We start from the raw sequence: 18,871 nt of genomic DNA on the forward strand, positions 1-18,871 counted from the left end.
GCCGCAAAGCGGCCCCAATCATTGTCAGTTCTGCTCAGCCACGCTCGATTTGCCCTGGCGGGTCTCGATCTCGCCAATCAGGCGTTTGGCCAGCGCCGGGTAATTTTCGTCGAAGTGGTGCCCCCCTGGCAGTTTCAGGCGTTCACCTACTGCGGTCTTCTCCGTGCAGCCACTCTCGTCGGTTTCCTCGACGCCATACACACACACCACCTTGGATGCTGGCAACTTGGCCATTTCCGGCCCGGTTGGCGCTTCCTGGCCTTCCTTGCCCAGCCAGCCCTCGACCTCGATCTCGAAGCTGCCACTGCGGGCAAACGCCAGCAACATCACGGCATCGATGCGCTGTTGGTCTTCTGGTGGCAGGCGGTTGTAGATGGCTGGCAACACGTCAGCACCGAATGAATAACCCGTCAGCACGAAGCGCTTGGTACCCCATTTCTGCCGGTAGTGCTGCATCAGTTCGGACAGGTCGGCGGCGCTTTGCTCCGGAGTCTTGTGCTGCCAGTAGTAGCGCAGCGTGTCGATGCCCACCACCGGGTAGCCCAGCTTGGCCATTTCCCCGGCCACGTCGCGGTCGAGGTCGCGCCAGCCACCATCACCGGAGAGGAACAGGGTGACCGTGTCGGTGGTCTGCCCAGCCGGTACCTCGACCACCGGGATGGCCAGGGCATTGCCGTCGTGGCCGACCAGGGCTTGGGTCAGTTGCGCCTTGAGCACTTGTGGCAGGTGGATGTCGTAGTCGCTGATGCTGGTTTCGGCATTGGCCTGGTCGCGCACGAAGGCGGCGCTGGCGTCATCCGGGTTGTCGTTCCAGGCGACACTCCAGTGGCCATGGGCAGCCGATTTAGGCAGCGGTGCCTGGCAGCCGGGTTGTTCGACGGTGAAGTCCACGGAAATTGCCCGGGCCTTGTCATCGTTCTGGCTGGCCAGCCAGCGCCAGGCCTGGGCGGCGCCAGGGCCGATACCGGCTACCAGCGTCGGTTTTTCTGGTAGCGCGGCAAGGGCCTGATCCATGACCTGTTGCTGCTTGCTGCAGTCGTTAGGCGGCAAGATCACCTGCACCAGCTGGGCTTCGCCGGCTTGGCTCAGGTCCAGCAGTTGCTTGTCGGTCAGTGCCTGATCCTGTGGCACGCCGATGGCCACCCGGGCCTTGGGGTGCACGCCTGGGGTAGCCCGGGTGATGCTGGTGTCATTGATGCTCAATTGCTCAAGGCGCGCCTCGGGGGCCGGGCGCGTCCACAGCCAGAACGCCAGCGCACCACCCAGGGCGGCCAGCAGCAAGGGAACCAGCAGGTACAGCCAAAAGCGTCGGGTCATCAACGTTTCACCAATCCAGTCAGGCCGCCTGCGATCAGGGCGGCGGTGTCGGCCAGTGCCACCAGCGGGTCGAGCCCGGCCGGCACGGCCATGTAGCGGGGTTCCCAATCCGGTTGGAATTTGTCCTTGAAGCGGCGAAGCCCCTGGAAGTTGTAAAGCTGCTCGCCACGGCGGAACACCATCGAGCCCAAACGCTGGGTCAAAGGCGCGCCACGCCGTGGTTGCAGGCCGGACAGCGGTACCATGCCCAGGCTGAAACGCCCGTAGTCATGGCTTTTGTAATGCAGGATCAAGCCAATCATCATGAATTCCATGGTCAGCTTTGGCGCCTCGGGGTGCGCACGCATCAGGTCGAGGCTGGCCAGTTCGTTGCCATGGGTTTCCAGCAGGTTGGCGAAAGCCACCGGGCGCCCCTGGAAGCGGATCAGTGCTATGCGGAAATGCTGCAGGTAGTCCGGGCTGAAGCGCCCCAGCGAGAAGCCTTTCTCGCGCACGTTCTTGCCGCCGAGCCAGGCATCGGAAATTTCCTTCAACTCAGCCAGCGGGGCGTGGCCGGGTTCATGGATTTCCAGGGTCAAGCCATCGCGCCCGCCGCGGTTCCAGGTGTAGCGCAGGTCTTTCATCTCCTTGCCCTTGGCTTCAAGGTCGAAGCGGCGCAAGTCGACCCGGGCTTCCTCGCCCAACTTCAGGGCGGTCAGGCCGATGTCCATGTAGAACGGCAGGTTTTCCGCACGTACCTGGTAGAACACCGGCCGGGCGTGGTGCAGGTCGCACAGGTCGCGGAACTGCCAGATCATCTCGGCGCGTTCCTGAGCCGGGCCGATCGGGTCGTACAGCGCCACCAGGCTGCGGCCGCGCCGGGCGTACATGAGGAATGCATTGTCACGCGGGTGGAACAGCAATGCCTTGTCGCCGGTCAGTGCCAGGCCGCCGTCGGGCTGATCGGAGGCCAGCAGGATACGGTTGGCGCGTTGCAGCTCTTCTTCATCGGGCAGGTGGATCACTGGCGGCGCGGTGCGCAGCAGCCAAGTCAGCGCCACGGCAGCCAGCAGCAATGCACTGCCCATGGCGGCGCGCAGGCCCCGCGGGGCGTCGGCATCGAGGGTGAACTGCCACCACAGCTGATGGCTGTAGGGCACATCCTGGTAGGCGAACAGCAGCAGCCACACCGATGCACCTACCGCACAGGCGCTGGCCACCAGGAACACCGGCGAGAAGGGGAGTTCCAGCAGACGGCTGGGGCGGTAGAACGAGCGACGGAACAGGGCGAGCAGGGTGGCGGTGAAGGTCAGCAGGCTGGCCTCTTCCCAATCAAAGCCCTTCAGCAGTGACAGCAGGGCGCCGACCAGCAACAGCACGGTGGTCAGCAGCCAGGCGGCGGACAGGCGCCTGCGCAAGCCCTGTGCCAGCAGCAGGCACAGCACGCCGATCAGGCTGGCGCCGAAATGCGAGGCATCGATCAGCCGGTGCGGGACCAAAAAGCCCATGTGCTCCAGGCGCGTGTCGATCTCGGGTGTGGCACCCGAAAACAGCAGCACCACGCCAGACAGGAACACCAGGATCGACAGGATCGGTGCGGCCAGCCCCGAGGCGGCCTTGATGGCCTGTTGCGCGAACAGCAGGCGTCGGGCTTCATTGGCCAACAGCAGCACACAGGCCAGCAGCAGTGGCAGGACCACATAGATCAGCCGGTACAGCAGCAGGGCAGCCGCCAGCGGTGCGGCACCGAGCTGGTCGGCAAAGGCCGCCAACAAAATCGCTTCGAACACCCCGACGCCGCCCGGTACGTGGCTGAGCACACCCGCAGCCAGGGCCAGCAGGTACACCAGCACGAATGCGCCGAAAGGGGGCGCTTCGGGCAGCAGCAGGTACAGCACGGTGGCGGCCGCCGCCACATCCAGCGCGGTGATCAGCAGTTGCAGGGCGGCCAGGCGAGCATCAGGCAGGCGAAGTGTACGCCGGCCCAGTTGAACGAGCAGGTTGTTGGCCAGCGGTTGCTCGGCCAGCCGTCGACGGTATAAGCCAATGACCAGCAAGACGGACGCTATCAGCACCGCGCTGGCGATACCTGCCAGCAGCCCGGGCGCCAACCCCAGTGCAGTCGAAGCCGCCGGCAGGTTGCTCAAGGTCGCCAAAGCGGCCAAGGGCGGCAGCGCGCAGCCCAGTGACAGGCTGGCAAACACGGTCATGCGGGCGACTTCGCCAGCACCAAGCCCCTGGCGTGCATACAGGCGGTAGCGAACCGAGCCGCCGGATAACATCGACAGGCCGATGGCGTTACCGATGGCAAAGGCGCTGAAACCGCCCAGTACCAGGCTGCGTGCTGGCAGCTTCACGCCGGCATAGCGGCTGGCCGACCACTCGTAGCCCAGCAGAATCACGAAGCCGACAACCGTTGCCAGCAAGGCACCCAGCAAAGACTGGGTTGGCACGCTGAGCATGGCATCGTGCAAGGCATAGATGTCCAGCTCGCTGAGCAAGTGGCGGCAGGCGATCAAGGCCATGGTGAACAGCAACAGGGTCACGACCAGGCCAATGGGCTGGCGGTAGCGACTCAGGCGCTCAAGCAAAGGCAGACGCTGCACGGCACCGGGCAGCGCCGAGGCGAGCGGCACCGGAGGTTCGGGATTGTGCGAAGTCATGAACAACCCCGGGCGAGTTGCGCGAGGTAAAGGAAAGGTGCGGCCAAGTGGAAGTCCCTTAGGAAAACGTATCCAATGTTACTCCGGCCTCATGCGCTTTCAGCGGCCTGGCAGGGTTAAAGATAGTTCATCCTGGGCACAACGCATCAAGCCTGCGGGTTGGCTTGAAGGGAGGGGGAAACGAGGCGACGAATAACAGGGAGGCATAAAGCAACAAACCCCGCGCTGCTGTTACACAGGCGGGGTTTGTTCTGACGAATATGGTTGCGGGAGCCGGATTTGAACCGACGACCTTCGGGTTATGAGCCCGACGAGCTACCAGGCTGCTCCATCCCGCGTCAGAGGTGCGCATTCTACAGCTTGCTGGTTGGGTGTCAAGCGCCAAGCGTTGATTTTACGAAGTTTTTCGCAAACACTTTTTCGCGGACAAAGAAAAAGGCCACTGTGTAAACAGTGGCCTTTTCTTGAATCTGGTTGCGGGAGCCGGATTTGAACCGACGACCTTCGGGTTATGAGCCCGACGAGCTACCAGGCTGCTCCATCCCGCGTCAGTGGGGCGGATTCTACAGCTTGTGGGGGGTATGTCAAGCGCTAAGCTTTGATTTCTCGAGATTTTTTCGAAAACGCTTTTCAGCGGGCAAAGAAAAAGGCCACTGCGTTAACAGTGGCCTTTTCTCGAATCTGGTTGCGGGAGCCGGATTTGAACCGACGACCTTCGGGTTATGAGCCCGACGAGCTACCAGGCTGCTCCATCCCGCGCCTGTGAGATCGAATTCTACGGATTTACTTCCTGGTGTCAAGCAATTGTTTTGGAAAAAGCTTTTTTGTTCAAACCCTTAGCGCTTGAGAACAGTATTCGGCACAGGCGCGGCGGGGCTTTCAGGCCGATTATCGTGTGGCGATGCGGGTGAGCTGTTTCAGTGCAGGGTGCATGCGATACTATCTGTATGAATTTACAGTGCTGACGGTCGTCCATGTCCTTGCGCAAGATCATCCACGTCGACTGCGATTGCTTCTACGCCGCGATCGAAATGCGTGACGACCCGCGCCTGGCCGGGCGGCCCATGGCGGTGGGGGGCTCGCCCGATCATCGTGGGGTAATTGCCACCTGCAATTATGAAGCGCGTGCCTATGGGGTACGCTCGGCCATGTCGTCGCGGCATGCGCTGAAGCTGTGCCCCGATCTGTTGATCGTAAAGCCGCGCTTTGAAGCCTACCGTGAGGCCTCGCGGGAAATTCACAGCATTTTTCGCGACTACACAGAGCTGATCGAGCCTTTGTCGTTGGACGAAGCCTACCTGGATGTGAGCGACAGCCAGTGGTATTCGGGCAGTGCCACGCGCATCGCCGAGGATATTCGCCGGCGTGTTGCCCGCACCCTGCATATCACCGTGTCGGCGGGGGTGGCGCCGAACAAGTTTCTGGCCAAGATCGCCAGTGACTGGCGTAAGCCCAATGGGCTGTTCGTGATTACCCCGGCTGAAGTGGAGGCGTTCGTTGCAGCCTTGCCGGTGGCCAGGTTGCATGGGGTGGGCAAGGTGACGGCCGACAAGCTGACGCGACTGGGTATCGAAACCTGTCTGGAGTTGCGTGAGTGGTCACGGCTGGCGCTGGTGCGCGAGTTTGGCAGTTTTGGTGAGCGATTGTGGGGGCTGGCGCGGGGTATCGATGAGCGTGCGGTACACAACGACAGCCGACGCCAGTCGGTCAGCGTGGAAAACACCTACGACACCGACCTTCCAGACCTGGCCAGTTGTCTGGCGCGGCTGCCAGAGCTGCTGGATAGCCTGAACGAACGTCTTGCCCGCATGGACAACAGTTACCGGCCGGACAAACCGTTCGTTAAGGTCAAGTTTCATGACTTCAGCCAGACCACCATGGAACAGGCGGGGGCGGGCCGGGACCTGGAGAGTTATCGGCAGTTGCTGGGGCAGGCGTTCGCCCGAGGTAGCAAGCCGGTGCGCTTGCTAGGGGTAGGGGTGAGGTTGCGCGACTTGCGCGGGGCGCATGAACAGCTGGAGCTGTTCCCGCCTAAATGAATGGGGCTGCAACGCAGCCCCATTTGTTATTGCACGCCTGGATCAGCCACCAACCGGCCGGTGGCCTTGGTCAGCGACTGCAGAAACTCCTGCTGTAGCTCTGGATCGTTGCGGGTCAGCTCGATCAGGCTCTGCTCCATTTCGCTGGCCTCCTCTTCAAGGCCCAGCTCGGACAGGCGCTTGACCCGATGTACCCACTGACCGACATCGTCATCTTCGAGGTCATCGAAGATCAGCTCATGAGCCTCGAGCAGCTTGTTGCGCAGGGTGGCACTGACCAGCAGGCTGGCATCACCTCGCACAGCATTGTCTTCGTCGAGTACCTGAAGGTGCAGGGTGCCGACGTGGTTGAGGTTCTGCTCGGAAAACGGGCTGTCGAGCAGGTTCAGGCGCAGTACGCCATTTCTGTCGGTGGTCAGCTCGTGGGTCATCTTGCCGGCCTTGACCTCGACCAGGCGTTCGCTCCAGGGCACGCTGGTAGATTCCTCGCGCTGGCTTTTCTGCACTTCGCTGATCCCCGCCAGGTTCTGCTGCGCACGGCCGTTGGAAGGCACGTTCATGAACGGGTTGAGCCCGTCCACGCCGTAGCTGAGCCAGTCGTGGGTGATGCTTTGCGGCAGATTGCCCAAGGTGAAGACATTGACCACGTTGGCGCCGACACCAGCCACCACGGCCACTGCACCCAGCGGGATCTCGTAGATCTCCCGCCAGGGCTGGTAAGGCGTATAGCGGTCATAGCGACGGGTGACTTCGAACTCGGTGACCTCGAAGCGCTTCTGCTCATGCACGCGCACACGTCGCTGCGGGAGCTCCATCACCTTCGGCTCGCCGACATCGATCTGCAGGGTGTGCTCGAGCAGTTTGCGCTCGACGCGCTCCTCATGGTCGCTGCGCTGGGACATCTGATTGGCGCAACCGCTGACGAGCAGGGCGCCGCACAGTGCGGCGCCCCCCAGGGTAAAGGTACTTCGCTTGAACATGATCACTCGTGCATTGGTTATCAGCGGCGAACGCGGGCCTGCAGGAAGGTCAGCACTTCATTGAGCGGCAGCGCCTGGGCGTCCTGCTCGGTGCGGTGCTTGTACTCCAGGTTGCCGTCGGCCAGGCCGCGATCGCTGACGACGATGCGGTGCGGGATGCCGATCAGCTCCATGTCGGCAAACTTGATGCCTGGGCTGGTCTTCTTGTCGCGGTCGTCCAGCAGCACTTCGAAGCCTGCGGCGGTCAGTTCGGTGTAAAGCTTGTCGGTTGCCTCGCGGACCACGTCGGTTTCATAACGCAGGGGTACCAGGGCAATCTGGAATGGCGCCAGGGCGTCGTTCCAGATGATGCCCTTGTCGTCATAGCTCTGCTCGATGGCAGCTGCGACCACACGGGACACACCGATGCCGTAGCAACCCATCGACAGAACGACCGGTTTGCCGTTCTCGCCCAGTACCTGGCACTTCAGTGCTTCGCTGTACTTGGTGCCGAGCTGGAAGATGTGGCCCACTTCGATACCGCGCTTGATCACCAGGGTACCCTGGCCGTCCGGGCTCGGGTCGCCTTCAACCACGTTACGCAGGTCGGCGACCTGTGGAACCGGCAGGTCACGCTCCCAGTTCACGCCGAAGTAGTGTTTGTCGTCGATGTTGGCGCCAATGCCGAAGTCGCTCATCAGTGCAACCGAACGGTCGATCACCACCTCCAGCGGCAGGTTCAGCGGGCCGAGCGAGCCGGCGCCGGCACCGATGGCGTCGCGCAGTTCGGCGTCGGTGGCCATGACCAGCGGGTCGGCAACCTGCTCCAGCTTGGCGGCCTTGATTTCGTTCAGCTCGTGGTCGCCACGTACCACCAGGGCCACCAGCTTGCCTTCCTCGGCGCCGCGTACGATCAAGGTCTTGACGGTTTTCTCGATCGCCAGGCCGTGGTTTTCCACCAGTTGGGCGATGGTCTTGGCGTCTGGAGTGTCGACCAGGCGCAGTTCCTCGGTAGGGGCTGGGCGCACGGTTTCACGTGGGATGGCCTCGGCCTTTTCGATGTTGGCGGCGTAATCGGAGCTGTCGCTGAAGATCACGTCGTCTTCGCCAGACTCGGCCAGCACGTGGAACTCGTGCGAGTAGCTGCCGCCGATCGAGCCGGTGTCGGCCTGTACAGGCCGGAAGTCCAGGCCCAGGCGGGTGAACACGTTGCTGTACGCCTGGTGCATGCGGTCGTAGGTTTCCTGCAGGGAAGCCTGGTCGGCATGGAACGAGTAGGCGTCCTTCATGATGAATTCACGGCCACGCATCAAACCGAAGCGTGGGCGGATCTCGTCACGGAACTTGGTCTGGATCTGGTACATGTTGAGCGGCAGCTGTTTATAGCTGGACAGCTCGTTACGGGCCAGGTCGGTGATCACTTCTTCGTGGGTAGGGCCGACGCAGAAGTCGCGCTGGTGGCGATCCTTCAGGCGCAGCAGCTCAGGGCCATACTGCTCCCAGCGACCGGATTCCTGCCACAGTTCGGCGGGCTGGATGCTCGGCATCAGCACTTCCAGGGCGCCGGCGGCGTTCATTTCCTCACGCACCACGGCCTCGACCTTGCGCATTACCCGCAGGCCCATCGGCAGCCAGGTGTACAGGCCGGAGGCCAGTTTGCGGATCATGCCGGCACGCAGCATGAGCTGATGGCTGATGACCACTGCGTCGGCAGGGGTTTCTTTCTGGGTGGCGAGCAAATATTGACTGGTGCGCATGGTTAGCCGTGTCGATTGCCTAAGACGTTGAAATAGCCCCGCATTGTACGGGGGCGAAACGAAGGCGTACAGGATGCCCCAGGGCGTGGCACTTGTCAGCCAAGAAAAAGCCCGGCGTGATCGCCGGGCTTTTTCAAGTGCGGGGCACTGCAAGCCAGGCTTACAGGATGCTCAGCGGGTACTCCACGATCAGACGCAGTTCGTCGATCGATGGGGAGCCGTAGTACACGCCATCGCCCGAACGGTAGGTGGCCTGACGTACGCGGAAGCTCAGGTCCTTGGCCGGGCCGCTTTGCATCACGTACTTGACGTCGATGTCGCGTTCCCATTCCTTACCGTCGTCGGTGGTGCGGGTGGAGGCACCGGTACCGCGCACGTAACGGGTCATGAAGGTCAGGCCTGGTACGCCGAACTCGGCGAAGTTCAGGTCATAGCGCGCTTGCCAGGATTTTTCGTCTTCGGCGTTGAAGTCGGAGCGGGCAACCGAGTTGGCCAGGAAGATCGTGCCGCCACCGTCCACGCCGTAGGCATAGTCACCGTCGCCGCTGACTTTCTGGTAGGCCAGGGTGAAGGTGTGTGCGCCAATGTTGTAGGCGGCCGAGAGGCTGGCTGCAATGTTGTCCAGTTCGTTGCTGCCGTCGGACTTGCTGACGAATGCGCCGGTCAGGTTGTCGCCGATCGACTTGGTGTCGTAAATGTTGAAGTCGAACACCAGGCCTTGCTTGTCGCTGATCGGCAGCGCCCAGTTGATGTTGCCGTACCACTTGCGGAAGTGGTCTTCGACACGCGAGTAGTAAACGCTGGTGCTGAGGTTTTCGGTGATGGCGTAGGTGCCACCAAAGACGTTGGCCTCGGTCAGGTTCAGGCTGTCGTGGTAAGTCTGAGCCTGTGCGTTCAGCGCGGTGAAGTGACCGGCGTGCAGGGTCAGGCCATCGATTTCGTTGCTGGTGATCAGGCCGCCTTCGGCAACTTCCGGCAGCAGTCGGCTGTCGTCGGTAGCCAGTACTGGCAGTGCGGTGAACTGGTCGCCGAACTTCAGCACGGTGTTGGAAATGCGCATTTTCACTGCGCCGCCGCCTTCGGAGTAGTCATCCTGCGAGCGACCGTCGGAGCCTTCCGGGAACAGGCCGGTGCCGGCACGGCCTTTGCCGCTGTCCAGCTTGATGCCGAGCATGCCGATGGCGTCGACGCCGAAGCCGACGGTACCTTGGGTGAAGCCCGACTCGAAGGTGCCGAGGAAGCCGAGGCCGGTTTCTTCAACGCGGCTCTGGGAGCCAGACGGGACGTTGCGGAAGTCTCGGCTGAAGTACAGCATGCGGGTTTTGACGTTCAGCTTGCTGTCTTCAATGAAACCTTTGGACTCGTCTTGTGCCGAGGCCATTGCCAACTGCGAGGTCCCTGCCGCAACGGCCAGGGCGATCATGCTCCACTTCATCACGCGCATCGTGATTTGCTCCTTTGGTTTTTAGGAAGAGTACCGCTGCGTCCATGTGTTTTAGTTATATGGGGCAGCTCTTTCTTTTTATGTCGGCGAAAATGTATAGCACGCTGACTGTTGTTGGCGATATGGCTATAAGCACTCTTTGCGGAACTTTTTCGCCATGTCGCTTTTAGATATTTCCATGTCGCAAATCACGCCCCGGTTTAAGGGCCGTACAACGCCAGCGCTGTTCCTGTCACCGTAACAAATCGGTAACTACCGATTCTGGTTGAGGAAACTCCCTGGTAACCAATGCCGCTGTTGTTATTTGTCGCGTACACCTGCCGTTGCAGATGTCGTGCCGACTTGGCGTGAAGTGAATGCAACAAGCGTGCTCAAAATTCACAACACTTCATGAAATTTTCACAAAACCTGCTACCGAGGGTCGGAAAGTGCCGTAAATACGGGCCGAAGGCGGGTTGATGAGATATTGGAGTCGAGAATCATTAAAATTTAAAAAGCTGTCATGAAAGTCAATGTGTTACCGCAACTTGTTCATCCAGAGTCGTTTGTGGGGTGGCAAGTGTGGGAAGGGCGGACAGGCGGCCTCATTTTGGTGCGAAAAGTAGCGCTGTGTTACCGGGAATGTGCAAGGTATCCTTGCAGGCCTGTTTTCCGCTCGATGCGGGATGGTTTTGCCTGAAGGAGATATGCCGTGTTCGTCCTCGATTCACGTTTGCAGCAGGATTCCCTGGTGCTGGGGGAGTTTGCGCTGTGCCAGTTGCTGCTGAGCAAGGATGCCAATTACCCATGGTTCATCCTGGTGCCCAAGCGCGCCGGCATCAGCGAACTGTTCGAGCTGGATGCGGCAGAGCAGCAACAGTTGTGGCAGGAAACCACCGTGTTGGCCGAAGCGCTGAAGACCAGCTACGGCGCTGACAAGATGAACGTGGCAACGTTGGGCAATGTGGTCAGCCAGCTGCATATGCATGTGATCGTGCGCCGGCGCGACGATGCTGCCTGGCCGGCCCCGGTTTGGGGCAAGTGCCCGTCGGTGGCGTACACCGATGATCAGCTGCAAGCCGTTCGCCAGCGCCTGCGCGGGCTGCAATTGGCTGGTTACCAGGAGGCCTGAAATGACACTGGAAATGCGTATGGTGGAACTGGAAACCCGTCAGGCGTTTCAGGATGACACTATTCAGGCGCTGAATGACGTGGTCGTCGAGCAAGGGCGGGTGATCGACCGGCTGCAATTGCAGATGGCCGAGCTGATCAAGCGTCATGAAGAGATGGTTGGCCAGTACGGCAGCGAAGGGGAAGAGGCGCCGCCGCCGCATTACTGACTACTGCTTGGGCATGCTCTCCGTGAGAGCGGGCAAGCCCGCGCTCACGGAGAAGGCGGCGTCAGCGTCGGGTTACTGCAACCACGTCTTCGGCCTGCAGGCCCTTGTCGCGGTGCATCACCGAAAACTCCACGCGCTGGCCTTCGACCAGGATGCGGTGGCCCTCACCGCGAATGGCGCGAAAGTGCACGAAGATGTCATCACCCGAATCGCGGGAGATGAAACCGAAGCCTTTCGACGTGTTGAACCACTTGACGGTGCCGGTATCACGGCTGCCGACATCTTGTGCCGCGTGTTGGCTGCTGCGCGCTTTACGCGGGGTGCGGGCAAAGCCCACGGCCAGGTGCAGGGCTACGGCCAGCACCGCACAGACCAGGGCAGCCAGGTTGCCCATTTCCGGGCGAGCCAGCAACGTCAGGGTCTGCAGTACCACGGCTACCACCAGCAGGGCGCAGGCTAGATGCTGCAGCTGTTGTCGCGTGCCGCGGTAATACAGTGGCACGACCGGGGCCAGTACCAGGTTGAGCAGGCCGAGCAGCGCCAGGTAGACCGCGTCGGGTTGCTGCAGGAAGGGTGTCGCATCGGTTTTCAGGCTGGGTATGAGCGATAGCAGCAAAGCTGCCACGCCCGTCACCAGATGGACGATCTTGAACATGGGGTTGGCTCACAGTTGATAAGGCCGATCACAGGAAGAGCTGGTAGCACGGTGCGCATGAGGTGTAGAGCGCGAACACGTGACAGGCCAGCCTATGCACCCGGCAATGACAGTCCGCACGGGTGGCACCGTGCCTATTTAACAGTAAAGCCGCAGCCTACTCAAACCGCAGGCCGCCCGGCGGGCGATGTGTTGCGCCATGTCACATGCGGCATGCGCCAAGTGTTGCTACAGTGGTCGGCGCCCGCTTGAGTCTCAAGCCTTATGGAAAGGGGAACTTCATGGCAATCGATATCGGTATCAGTGAAGAAGATCGCAAGTCCATCGTCGATGGGCTGTCCCGTCTGTTGTCGGATACCTATGTGCTGTATCTGAAAACCCATAACTTTCACTGGAACGTCACCGGTCCGTCGTTCCGCACCCTGCATTTGATGTTCGAAGAGCAGTACAACGAACTGGCGCTGGCAGTCGATTCGATCGCCGAGCGCATCCGTGCCCTGGGCTTCCCGGCGCCGGGGTCGTATGCATTCTACGCGCGGCACTCGTCGATCAAGGAGGAGGAAGGCGTGCCCCCTGCGGACGAAATGATCCGTCAGCTGGTGCAGGGTCAGGAGGCCGTGGTGCGTACTGCGCGCAGTATTTTCCCGGTGGTGGACAAAGTCAGTGACGAGCCGACCGCCGACTTGCTGACCCAGCGCATGCAAGTGCACGAGAAAACCGCCTGGATGCTGCGGGTGCTGCTCGACGGCAAGTAACGGCCATCGTGCAAAAGCCCTGGTCGGCATGCCCGGCCGGGGTCTAGAGGTTGTGCAGGAAGATTTTGCCGCTGCTTTAAGCTCGCGCATCAGCGCTTCATAGGTCGCCTGGTACCTGTGACGAGGAAGTGTGGCGCATGATGCAAGCGAGCAAACGTAGTATTGGCCAGGGGAGTTGGCCCGCAAAACAATGCATCGATCCGTTCAAGGCGGATTTCGACATGTTGCAGGCCCAGCCGGTGTCGCGCTCGGTGCGGCTCAACGGCTTTTCCACGTGTCTGCGCCTGGAGGCCGTCTACTGGGGTATCCTGGAGCGCATCGCCGCTGCCAACCGCTGCTCGGTCAGTGCCGTGTTGTCCTACGTGGACCGCGAAGTGCACCTGCGCCAGGGTGGGGTGCGCAACTTCAGCGGGCTGATCCGGGTCATCTGCGTGGCGTGGCTTCTGAACCCGCCAAGTGCGCGCTGATCGCCTGGCGGGCTGCGCAGTGCTTGCTAACCATATATAATCCCGCTTTTTGCTGCCCCGGCAGCCAGCGTTGTGGTTGACGAGAGACACCCATGCCCCTTTATGACTATCAATGTGCGTCCTGCGAGCACCGCATGGAAGTGCTGCAGAAGATCAGCGCCGCGCCGCTGGTCGATTGCCCGGCCTGCCAGGCCCCAGCACTGAAAAAGCTGCTGTCGGTGCCAGGCTTCCGCCTGAGCGGTAATGGTTGGTACGAAACCGACTTCAAGACCGGGGCGAAAAAGAATCTGGCAGGCGGCGACAAGGCCGACTGAGTTGAATGCTGTGACCGGGTCTTGCAGTATTAGCCCTCCGGGCGGCCAAGGCCTCCACCGAATACACGAATCACGAGAAGCGAAACCACCATCATGATGCGCAGCCATTATTGCGGCCAACTGAACGAGAGCCTGGACGGCCAGGAAGTCACCCTTTGCGGCTGGGTCCATCGTCGCCGCGACCACGGCGGGGTGATCTTCCTCGACATCCGTGACCGCGAAGGCATGGCCCAGGTCGTGTTCGACCCGGATCGCGCCGAAACCTTCGCCGCTGCCGACCGTGTGCGCAGCGAATACGTCGTGCAGATCACCGGCAAGGTCCGCAAGCGCCCTGACGGTGCGGTGAATGCCAACATGGCGTCCGGTGCAATCGAGATCCTCGGCTACCAGCTGAACGTGCTCAACGAAGCAGAAACCCCGCCGTTCCCGCTGAACGAATACTCCGACGTCGGCGAGGAAACCCGCCTGCGTTACCGCTTCATCGATCTGCGTCGCCCGGAAATGGCTGACAAGCTGCGCCTGCGCTCGCGCATCACCAGCAGCATTCGTCGCTTCCTCGACGAAAATGGTTTCCTCGACGTAGAAACCCCGATCCTCACCCGTGCTACCCCGGAAGGTGCGCGTGACTACCTGGTGCCAAGCCGTACCCACGCCGGTAGCTTCTTCGCTCTGCCGCAGTCGCCACAGCTGTTCAAGCAGCTGCTGATGGTCGCCGGTTTCGACCGCTACTACCAGATCGCCAAGTGCTTCCGTGACGAAGACCTGCGGGCCGACCGCCAGCCGGAATTCACCCAGATCGACATCGAGACCAGCTTCCTCGATGAAAGCGAGATCATGGGCTTGACCGAAAGCATGATCCGCAAGCTGTTCAAGGAAGTGCTGGACCTGGAGTTCGGCGAATTCCCGCACATGACCTTCGAAGAGGCCATGCGCCGCTATGGCTCCGACAAGCCAGACCTGCGTAACCCGCTGGAACTGGTCGACGTTGCCGATCAGTTGAAGGATGTCGACTTCAAAGTATTCGCCGGCCCGGCCAACGATCCGAAGTGCCGCGTTACCGCCCTGCGTCTGCCAGGCGGTGCGAGCATGCCGCGCAGCAAGATCGACGAGTACACCAAGTTCGTCGGCATTTACGGTGCCAAGGGCCTGGCCTACATCAAGGTCAACGAGCGTGCCAAGGGCGTCGAAGGCCTGCAGTCGCCGATCGTCAAGAACATCCCTGAAGCCAACCTCAACAACATCCTCGACCGCGTGGGTGCTGTAGATGGCGACATCGTGTTCTTCGGCGCCGACAAGTTCAAGGTGGTCAGCGAAGCCCTGGGCGCGCTGCGTATCCGCCTGGGTCACGACTTCGAGCTGCTGACCTGCGAGTGGGCACCGATGTGGGTCGTCGACTTCCCGATGTTCGAAGAGAACGAAGACGGCAGCTTCACCGCGCTGCACCACCCGTTCACCGCGCCCAAGTGCACCCCGGAAGAGCTGGAGGCCAACCCGGCCACGGCCCTGTCCCGTGCCTACGACATGGTCCTGAACGGCACCGAGCTGGGTGGCGGCTCGATCCGTATTCACCGTAAAGAGATGCAACAGGCGGTATTCCGCCTGCTGGGTATCGAGGCAGAAGAACAGGAAGAGAAGTTCGGCTTCCTGCTCGACGCCCTGAAATTCGGCGCCCCGCCCCACGGCGGCCTGGCCTTCGGCCTGGACCGCCTGGTCATGCTGATGACCGGCGCCCAGTCGATCCGTGAAGTGATCGCGTTCCCGAAAACCCAGAGCGCTGCATGCGTCATGACCCAGGCCCCTGGCCTGGTCGACGCCAAGGCCCTGCGCGAGCTGCACATCCGACTGCGCGAACAGACCAAGGTCGAGTAAGCAGTCCCCGGGCGCATCCATATGGATGCGCCTTTGCGTTTCGGCGCAGGTATTCTTCCGTCCCGCCCCGTCATGGGGCGGGGCTGTTTGTGATTCAAAGGATTCGGAGTCGTTATGGCTGGTCATTCCAAGTGGGCGAACATCAAGCACCGCAAAGAGCGCCAGGATGCCAAGAGAGGCAAGGTCTTCACCAAGTGGATCCGTGAGCTGACGGTAGCTGCCAAGCAAGGCGGCCCTGACCCGGCATCCAACCCGCGCTTGCGCCTGGCGCTGGACAAGGCGCTGGGCGCCAACATGAGTCGCGACATCATCGACCGCGCCGTGGCCCGTGGCGCTGGCACCAATGAAAGCGACAACGTCGAAGAGCTCAGCTACGAAGGTTACGGCCCCGGTGGCGTGGCGATCATGGTCGAAGCCATGACCGACAACCGCAACCGTACTGCCGCCGCCGTGCGCCATGCCTTTACCAAGTGCGGTGGCAACCTGGGCACCGACGGTTCGGTGGCCTACCTGTTCGAGCGCAAGGGGCAGATCAGCTTTGCCCCGGGCGTTGAAGAAGACGCGTTGATGGAAGCGGCAATGGAGGCCGATGCCGACGACGTGGTGGCCAACGATGACGGCTCGTTCGAGGTGTTCACTTCGTTCAATAGCTTCTATGCCGTGCGTAACGCGCTGGAAGAGGCTGGCTTCAAGGCCGCTGACGCGGAAATCGTCATGCAGCCGACCACCAGCGCCGAACTTGACCAGGACGGTGCGGAAAAGGTGCTCAAGCTGATCGACATGCTCGAAGACCTGGACGACGTGCAGAACGTCTACTCCAACGCCCAGATTTCCGATGAGATCATGGATAACCTCGGCTAAGGTTGTTTCGTTCGCCTTGAGGGTTTATTCGCGGGCAAGCCCGCTCCTACAGGGACTGCGAGGTCTTTGTAGGGGCGGGCTTGCCCGCGAATAGACCGGTGAAATTGGTAAAACTCCGCAGGTGTTATGACTCTGATTCTTGGTATCGACCCCGGTTCGCGCATCACCGGTTACGGTGTGGTCCGTCAGACCGCCCGTGGTTGCGAGTACGTGGCATCGGGTTGTATCCGCACCGGCAGCGGCGAGCTGCACGAGCGGCTGCAGATTGTTTTTCGGGGTGTCAGTGAAATCATCGCCCAGCACGGCCCGGTGACCATGGGTATCGAGCGGGTGTTCATGGCCCGCAACGCCGATTCGGCGCTAAAGCTCGGCCAGGCCCGTGGCGCGGCCATCGTCGCCGCCGCCGAGGCCGGCCTGGAAATCGCCGAATACAGCGCCACCCAGGTCAAGCAGGCCGTGGCCGGCACGGGTGGGGCCAACAAGGAGCAGGTGATGATGATGGTCATGCACCTGCTGAAATTGACGCAAAAGCCACAGATCGATGCCTCCGATGCCCTGGCCATCGCCCTGTGCCACGCTCACACCCGTTCCAGCTTGGTACCACATGGCCTGGCCACGGCACGGCGACGCGGCGGGCGCTTGCGTCTGTAGGCGCTTCATGCGCTGATACATATTTTGTTCGGGTGATGCGTTCACCCGCTGCATTTGCTGATAGGGTTGAGCGGTCTTTGACCGGCTCCCCGAGAGGAAGGATCGGAACGTGATTGGACGTTTGCGCGGCACCCTGGCGGAAAAACAGCCGCCGCACCTGATTATCGACGTCAACGGCGTGGGATACGAACTGGAAGTTCCCATGACCACGCTGTACCGTCTGCCCAAGGTGGGCGAAGCCGTCACCGTGCATACCCACCTGGTCGTGCGCGAAGACGCCCACCTGCTCTATGGCTTTGCCGAAAAGCGCGAGCGCGAGTTGTTCCGCGAGCTGATCCGCCTGAACGGCGTGGGGCCGAAGCTGGCCCTGGCGCTGATGTCCGGGCTGGAAGTGGACGAACTGGTGCGCTGCGTGCAAGCCCAGGACACCTCGGCCCTGGTGCGCGTGCCCGGTGTTGGCAAAAAAACCGCCGAACGCTTGCTGGTCGAGCTCAAGGACCGCTTCAAAGCCTGGGAGACGTCACCGGCCATGTTCACCCTGGTGTCCGACGGGCCGTTGCCGGTCGCCAGCGAGTCCAGCGCCGAGGCCGATGCGGTCAGTGCCCTGGTCTCGCTCGGCTACAAGCCGCAGGAAGCCAGCAAGGCAATCGCTGCGATCAAGGACAAGGCCGGCTTGAGCAGTGAAGAACTGATCCGCCGCAGCCTGAAAGGGATGATAACCAAGTGATCGAAGCCGACCGCCTGATCGCCGCCAGTGGCCGCGACCGCGAAGAGGTCCAGGACCGTGCGATTCGCCCGCTGAGCCTGGACGATTATATCGGCCAGCCGGTGGTGCGCGAGCAGATGGCGCTGTTCATCCAGGCGGCGCGTGGCCGCAGCGAGTCGCTCGATCACACGCTGATCTTTGGCCCGCCAGGCCTGGGCAAGACCACCCTGGCCAACATCATCGCCCATGAAATGGGCGTGTCGGTGAAGAGCACCTCGGGGCCTATTCTGGAACGCCCTGGCGACCTGGCAGCCATGCTGACCAACCTCGAGCCGCACGATGTGCTGTTCATCGACGAAATCCATCGGCTGTCGCCGGTCGTCGAAGAGGTGTTGTACCCGGCCATGGAGGATTTCCAGCTCGACATCATGATTGGCGAAGGCCCGGCGGCGCGTTCGATCAAGCTGGACCTGCCACCGTTCACCCTGGTGGGCGCTACCACCCGTGCCGGCATGCTCACCAACCCGTTGCGTGACCGCTTCGGTATCGTCCAGCGCCTGGAGTTCTACAGCGACAAGGACCTGGCCACCATCGTCAGCCGTTCGGCCAACATCCTTGGCCTGGCCATCGAAGACCTCGGCGCCTACGAGATCGCTCGCCGCGCTCGGGGTACGCCGCGTATCGCCAACCGCCTGCTGCGCCGGGTACGCGACTACGCCGAAGTACGCGGCAAGGGCCAGATCACCAAGGCCGTGGCCGACATGGCGCTGAACCTGCTGGACGTGGACGAGCGTGGTTTCGATCATTCCGACCGCCGCCTGCTGTTGACCATGATCGAAAAATTCGATGGCGGCCCGGTGGGCGTGGACAACCTGGCCGCGGCCATCAGCGAAGAGCGTCATACCATCGAGGATGTGCTTGAGCCGTACCTGATCCAGCAGGGCTACATCATGCGTACGCCGCGCGGCCGCGTGGTCACCCGGCATGCCTACCTGCACTTTGGCCTGAATATTCCCGGGCGCTTGGGGGAGGGTGGTGATTTTTCCGAGCCAGGCGATGAATGACAGATCGAAAGCGACTTTTCGTGGTCCTAACGCTGGCATGCCCAAAGTGCGC

General features: G+C 61.6%; 17 protein-coding genes and 3 tRNA genes. 11 read left to right on the forward strand and 9 right to left on the reverse strand.

What is annotated here, in order from left to right; genetic code table 11:
* Positions 1 to 24 precede the first annotated feature (24 nt).
* The 5 genes from APH35_RS12890 to APH35_RS12910 all read right to left on the reverse strand — a co-directional run bounded on the left by APH35_RS12890 (position 25) and on the right by APH35_RS12910 (position 4,718).
* Positions 25 to 1,317, reverse strand: coding sequence for a virulence factor family protein (locus tag APH35_RS12890; protein ID WP_060492652.1), 1,293 nt, complete (start codon positions 1,315 to 1,317; stop codon positions 25 to 27).
* Positions 1,317 to 3,959, reverse strand: a complete 2,643-nt coding sequence (gene mprF / locus APH35_RS12895) for a bifunctional lysylphosphatidylglycerol flippase/synthetase MprF (protein WP_012273781.1) — start codon at positions 3,957 to 3,959, stop codon at positions 1,317 to 1,319. The genes APH35_RS12890 and mprF overlap by 1 nt, the downstream gene beginning before the upstream one ends.
* A 261-nt stretch (positions 3,960 to 4,220) precedes the next feature.
* A tRNA-Met gene (locus APH35_RS12900) sits at positions 4,221 to 4,297 on the reverse strand.
* A 133-nt stretch (positions 4,298 to 4,430) separates the two neighbouring features.
* A tRNA-Met gene (locus APH35_RS12905) sits at positions 4,431 to 4,507 on the reverse strand.
* Positions 4,508 to 4,641: 134 nt separating this feature from the next.
* A tRNA-Met gene (locus APH35_RS12910) sits at positions 4,642 to 4,718 on the reverse strand.
* A 221-nt stretch (positions 4,719 to 4,939) separates the two neighbouring features.
* Between APH35_RS12910 and dinB the strand changes: the two genes are divergently transcribed.
* On the forward strand, positions 4,940 to 5,998 hold the full coding sequence (gene dinB / locus APH35_RS12915; RefSeq protein ID WP_177335372.1) for a DNA polymerase IV: 1,059 nt from the start codon (positions 4,940 to 4,942) through the stop codon (positions 5,996 to 5,998).
* Between the two features lie 26 nt (positions 5,999 to 6,024).
* Here the strand turns inward: dinB and APH35_RS12920 are convergent, their stop codons facing one another.
* The 3 genes from APH35_RS12920 to APH35_RS12930 form a co-directional block, all read right to left on the reverse strand.
* Positions 6,025 to 6,978, reverse strand: coding sequence for a hypothetical protein (locus APH35_RS12920; protein WP_060514937.1), 954 nt, complete (start codon positions 6,976 to 6,978; stop codon positions 6,025 to 6,027).
* Positions 6,979 to 6,998: 20 nt separating this feature from the next.
* Complete coding sequence (locus APH35_RS12925) at positions 6,999 to 8,714, reverse strand: proline--tRNA ligase (RefSeq protein ID WP_060514938.1); 1,716 nt, start codon at positions 8,712 to 8,714, stop codon at positions 6,999 to 7,001.
* A gap of 160 nt (positions 8,715 to 8,874) precedes the next feature.
* Entirely contained in the window at positions 8,875 to 10,158 is a 1,284-nt protein-coding gene (locus APH35_RS12930) for an OprD family porin (protein WP_012273777.1), read from the reverse strand.
* Positions 10,159 to 10,849: 691 nt separating this feature from the next.
* Between APH35_RS12930 and APH35_RS12935 the strand changes: the two genes are divergently transcribed.
* Both APH35_RS12935 and APH35_RS12940 read left to right on the forward strand, forming a co-directional pair.
* The gene (locus APH35_RS12935) at positions 10,850 to 11,269 is read left to right on the forward strand and encodes an HIT family protein (protein ID WP_060492655.1); all 420 of its coding nucleotides are present in this window, start codon (positions 10,850 to 10,852) and stop codon (positions 11,267 to 11,269) included.
* 1 nt (position 11,270) lies between these two features.
* A complete protein-coding gene (locus APH35_RS12940; RefSeq protein ID WP_012273775.1) occupies positions 11,271 to 11,477 on the forward strand; it encodes a SlyX family protein in 207 nt (68 codons plus the stop codon).
* A gap of 61 nt (positions 11,478 to 11,538) precedes the next feature.
* On the opposite strand, the gene APH35_RS29580 is transcribed toward APH35_RS12940, so the two are convergent.
* Entirely contained in the window at positions 11,539 to 12,132 is a 594-nt protein-coding gene (locus APH35_RS29580) for a cold-shock protein (protein ID WP_060514939.1), read from the reverse strand.
* Between the two features lie 281 nt (positions 12,133 to 12,413).
* On the opposite strand from APH35_RS29580, the gene APH35_RS12950 reads away from it, so the two are divergent.
* The 8 genes from APH35_RS12950 to ruvB all read left to right on the forward strand — a co-directional run bounded on the left by APH35_RS12950 (position 12,414) and on the right by ruvB (position 18,819).
* Positions 12,414 to 12,887: a Dps family protein gene (locus APH35_RS12950; protein ID WP_003254783.1), complete on the forward strand. Its 474-nt coding sequence runs from the start codon at positions 12,414 to 12,416 to the stop codon at positions 12,885 to 12,887.
* A gap of 137 nt (positions 12,888 to 13,024) precedes the next feature.
* On the forward strand, positions 13,025 to 13,354 hold the full coding sequence (locus tag APH35_RS12955; RefSeq protein WP_060492656.1) for a ribbon-helix-helix domain-containing protein: 330 nt from the start codon (positions 13,025 to 13,027) through the stop codon (positions 13,352 to 13,354).
* A gap of 92 nt (positions 13,355 to 13,446) precedes the next feature.
* Positions 13,447 to 13,668 carry an FmdB family zinc ribbon protein gene (locus tag APH35_RS12960; RefSeq protein WP_012273772.1) on the forward strand — a complete coding sequence of 74 codons (222 nt, stop codon included), beginning with the start codon at positions 13,447 to 13,449 and terminating at the stop codon, positions 13,666 to 13,668.
* Between the two features lie 93 nt (positions 13,669 to 13,761).
* On the forward strand, positions 13,762 to 15,537 hold the full coding sequence (aspS, locus tag APH35_RS12965) for an aspartate--tRNA ligase (RefSeq protein ID WP_012273771.1): 1,776 nt from the start codon (positions 13,762 to 13,764) through the stop codon (positions 15,535 to 15,537).
* 114 nt (positions 15,538 to 15,651) lie between these two features.
* Positions 15,652 to 16,398, forward strand: a complete 747-nt coding sequence (locus APH35_RS12970; RefSeq protein ID WP_060514940.1) for a YebC/PmpR family DNA-binding transcriptional regulator — start codon at positions 15,652 to 15,654, stop codon at positions 16,396 to 16,398.
* A gap of 126 nt (positions 16,399 to 16,524) precedes the next feature.
* Positions 16,525 to 17,049 (forward strand): crossover junction endodeoxyribonuclease RuvC, encoded by a 525-nt coding sequence (gene ruvC / locus APH35_RS12975; RefSeq protein WP_012273769.1) that lies wholly within the window; start codon positions 16,525 to 16,527, stop codon positions 17,047 to 17,049.
* A gap of 109 nt (positions 17,050 to 17,158) precedes the next feature.
* Entirely contained in the window at positions 17,159 to 17,776 is a 618-nt protein-coding gene (gene ruvA, locus APH35_RS12980; RefSeq protein WP_012273768.1) for a Holliday junction branch migration protein RuvA, read from the forward strand.
* Positions 17,773 to 18,819, forward strand: coding sequence for a Holliday junction branch migration DNA helicase RuvB (gene ruvB, locus APH35_RS12985; protein ID WP_012273767.1), 1,047 nt, complete (start codon positions 17,773 to 17,775; stop codon positions 18,817 to 18,819). Before ruvA ends, ruvB begins: the two co-directional genes overlap by 4 nt.
* Positions 18,820 to 18,871: the final 52 nt, after the last annotated feature.

The sequence above is a fragment of the Pseudomonas sp. NBRC 111132 genome (genome assembly GCF_001320565.1).
In the GTDB taxonomy this organism is placed as follows: domain Bacteria; phylum Pseudomonadota; class Gammaproteobacteria; order Pseudomonadales; family Pseudomonadaceae; genus Aquipseudomonas; species Aquipseudomonas putida_P.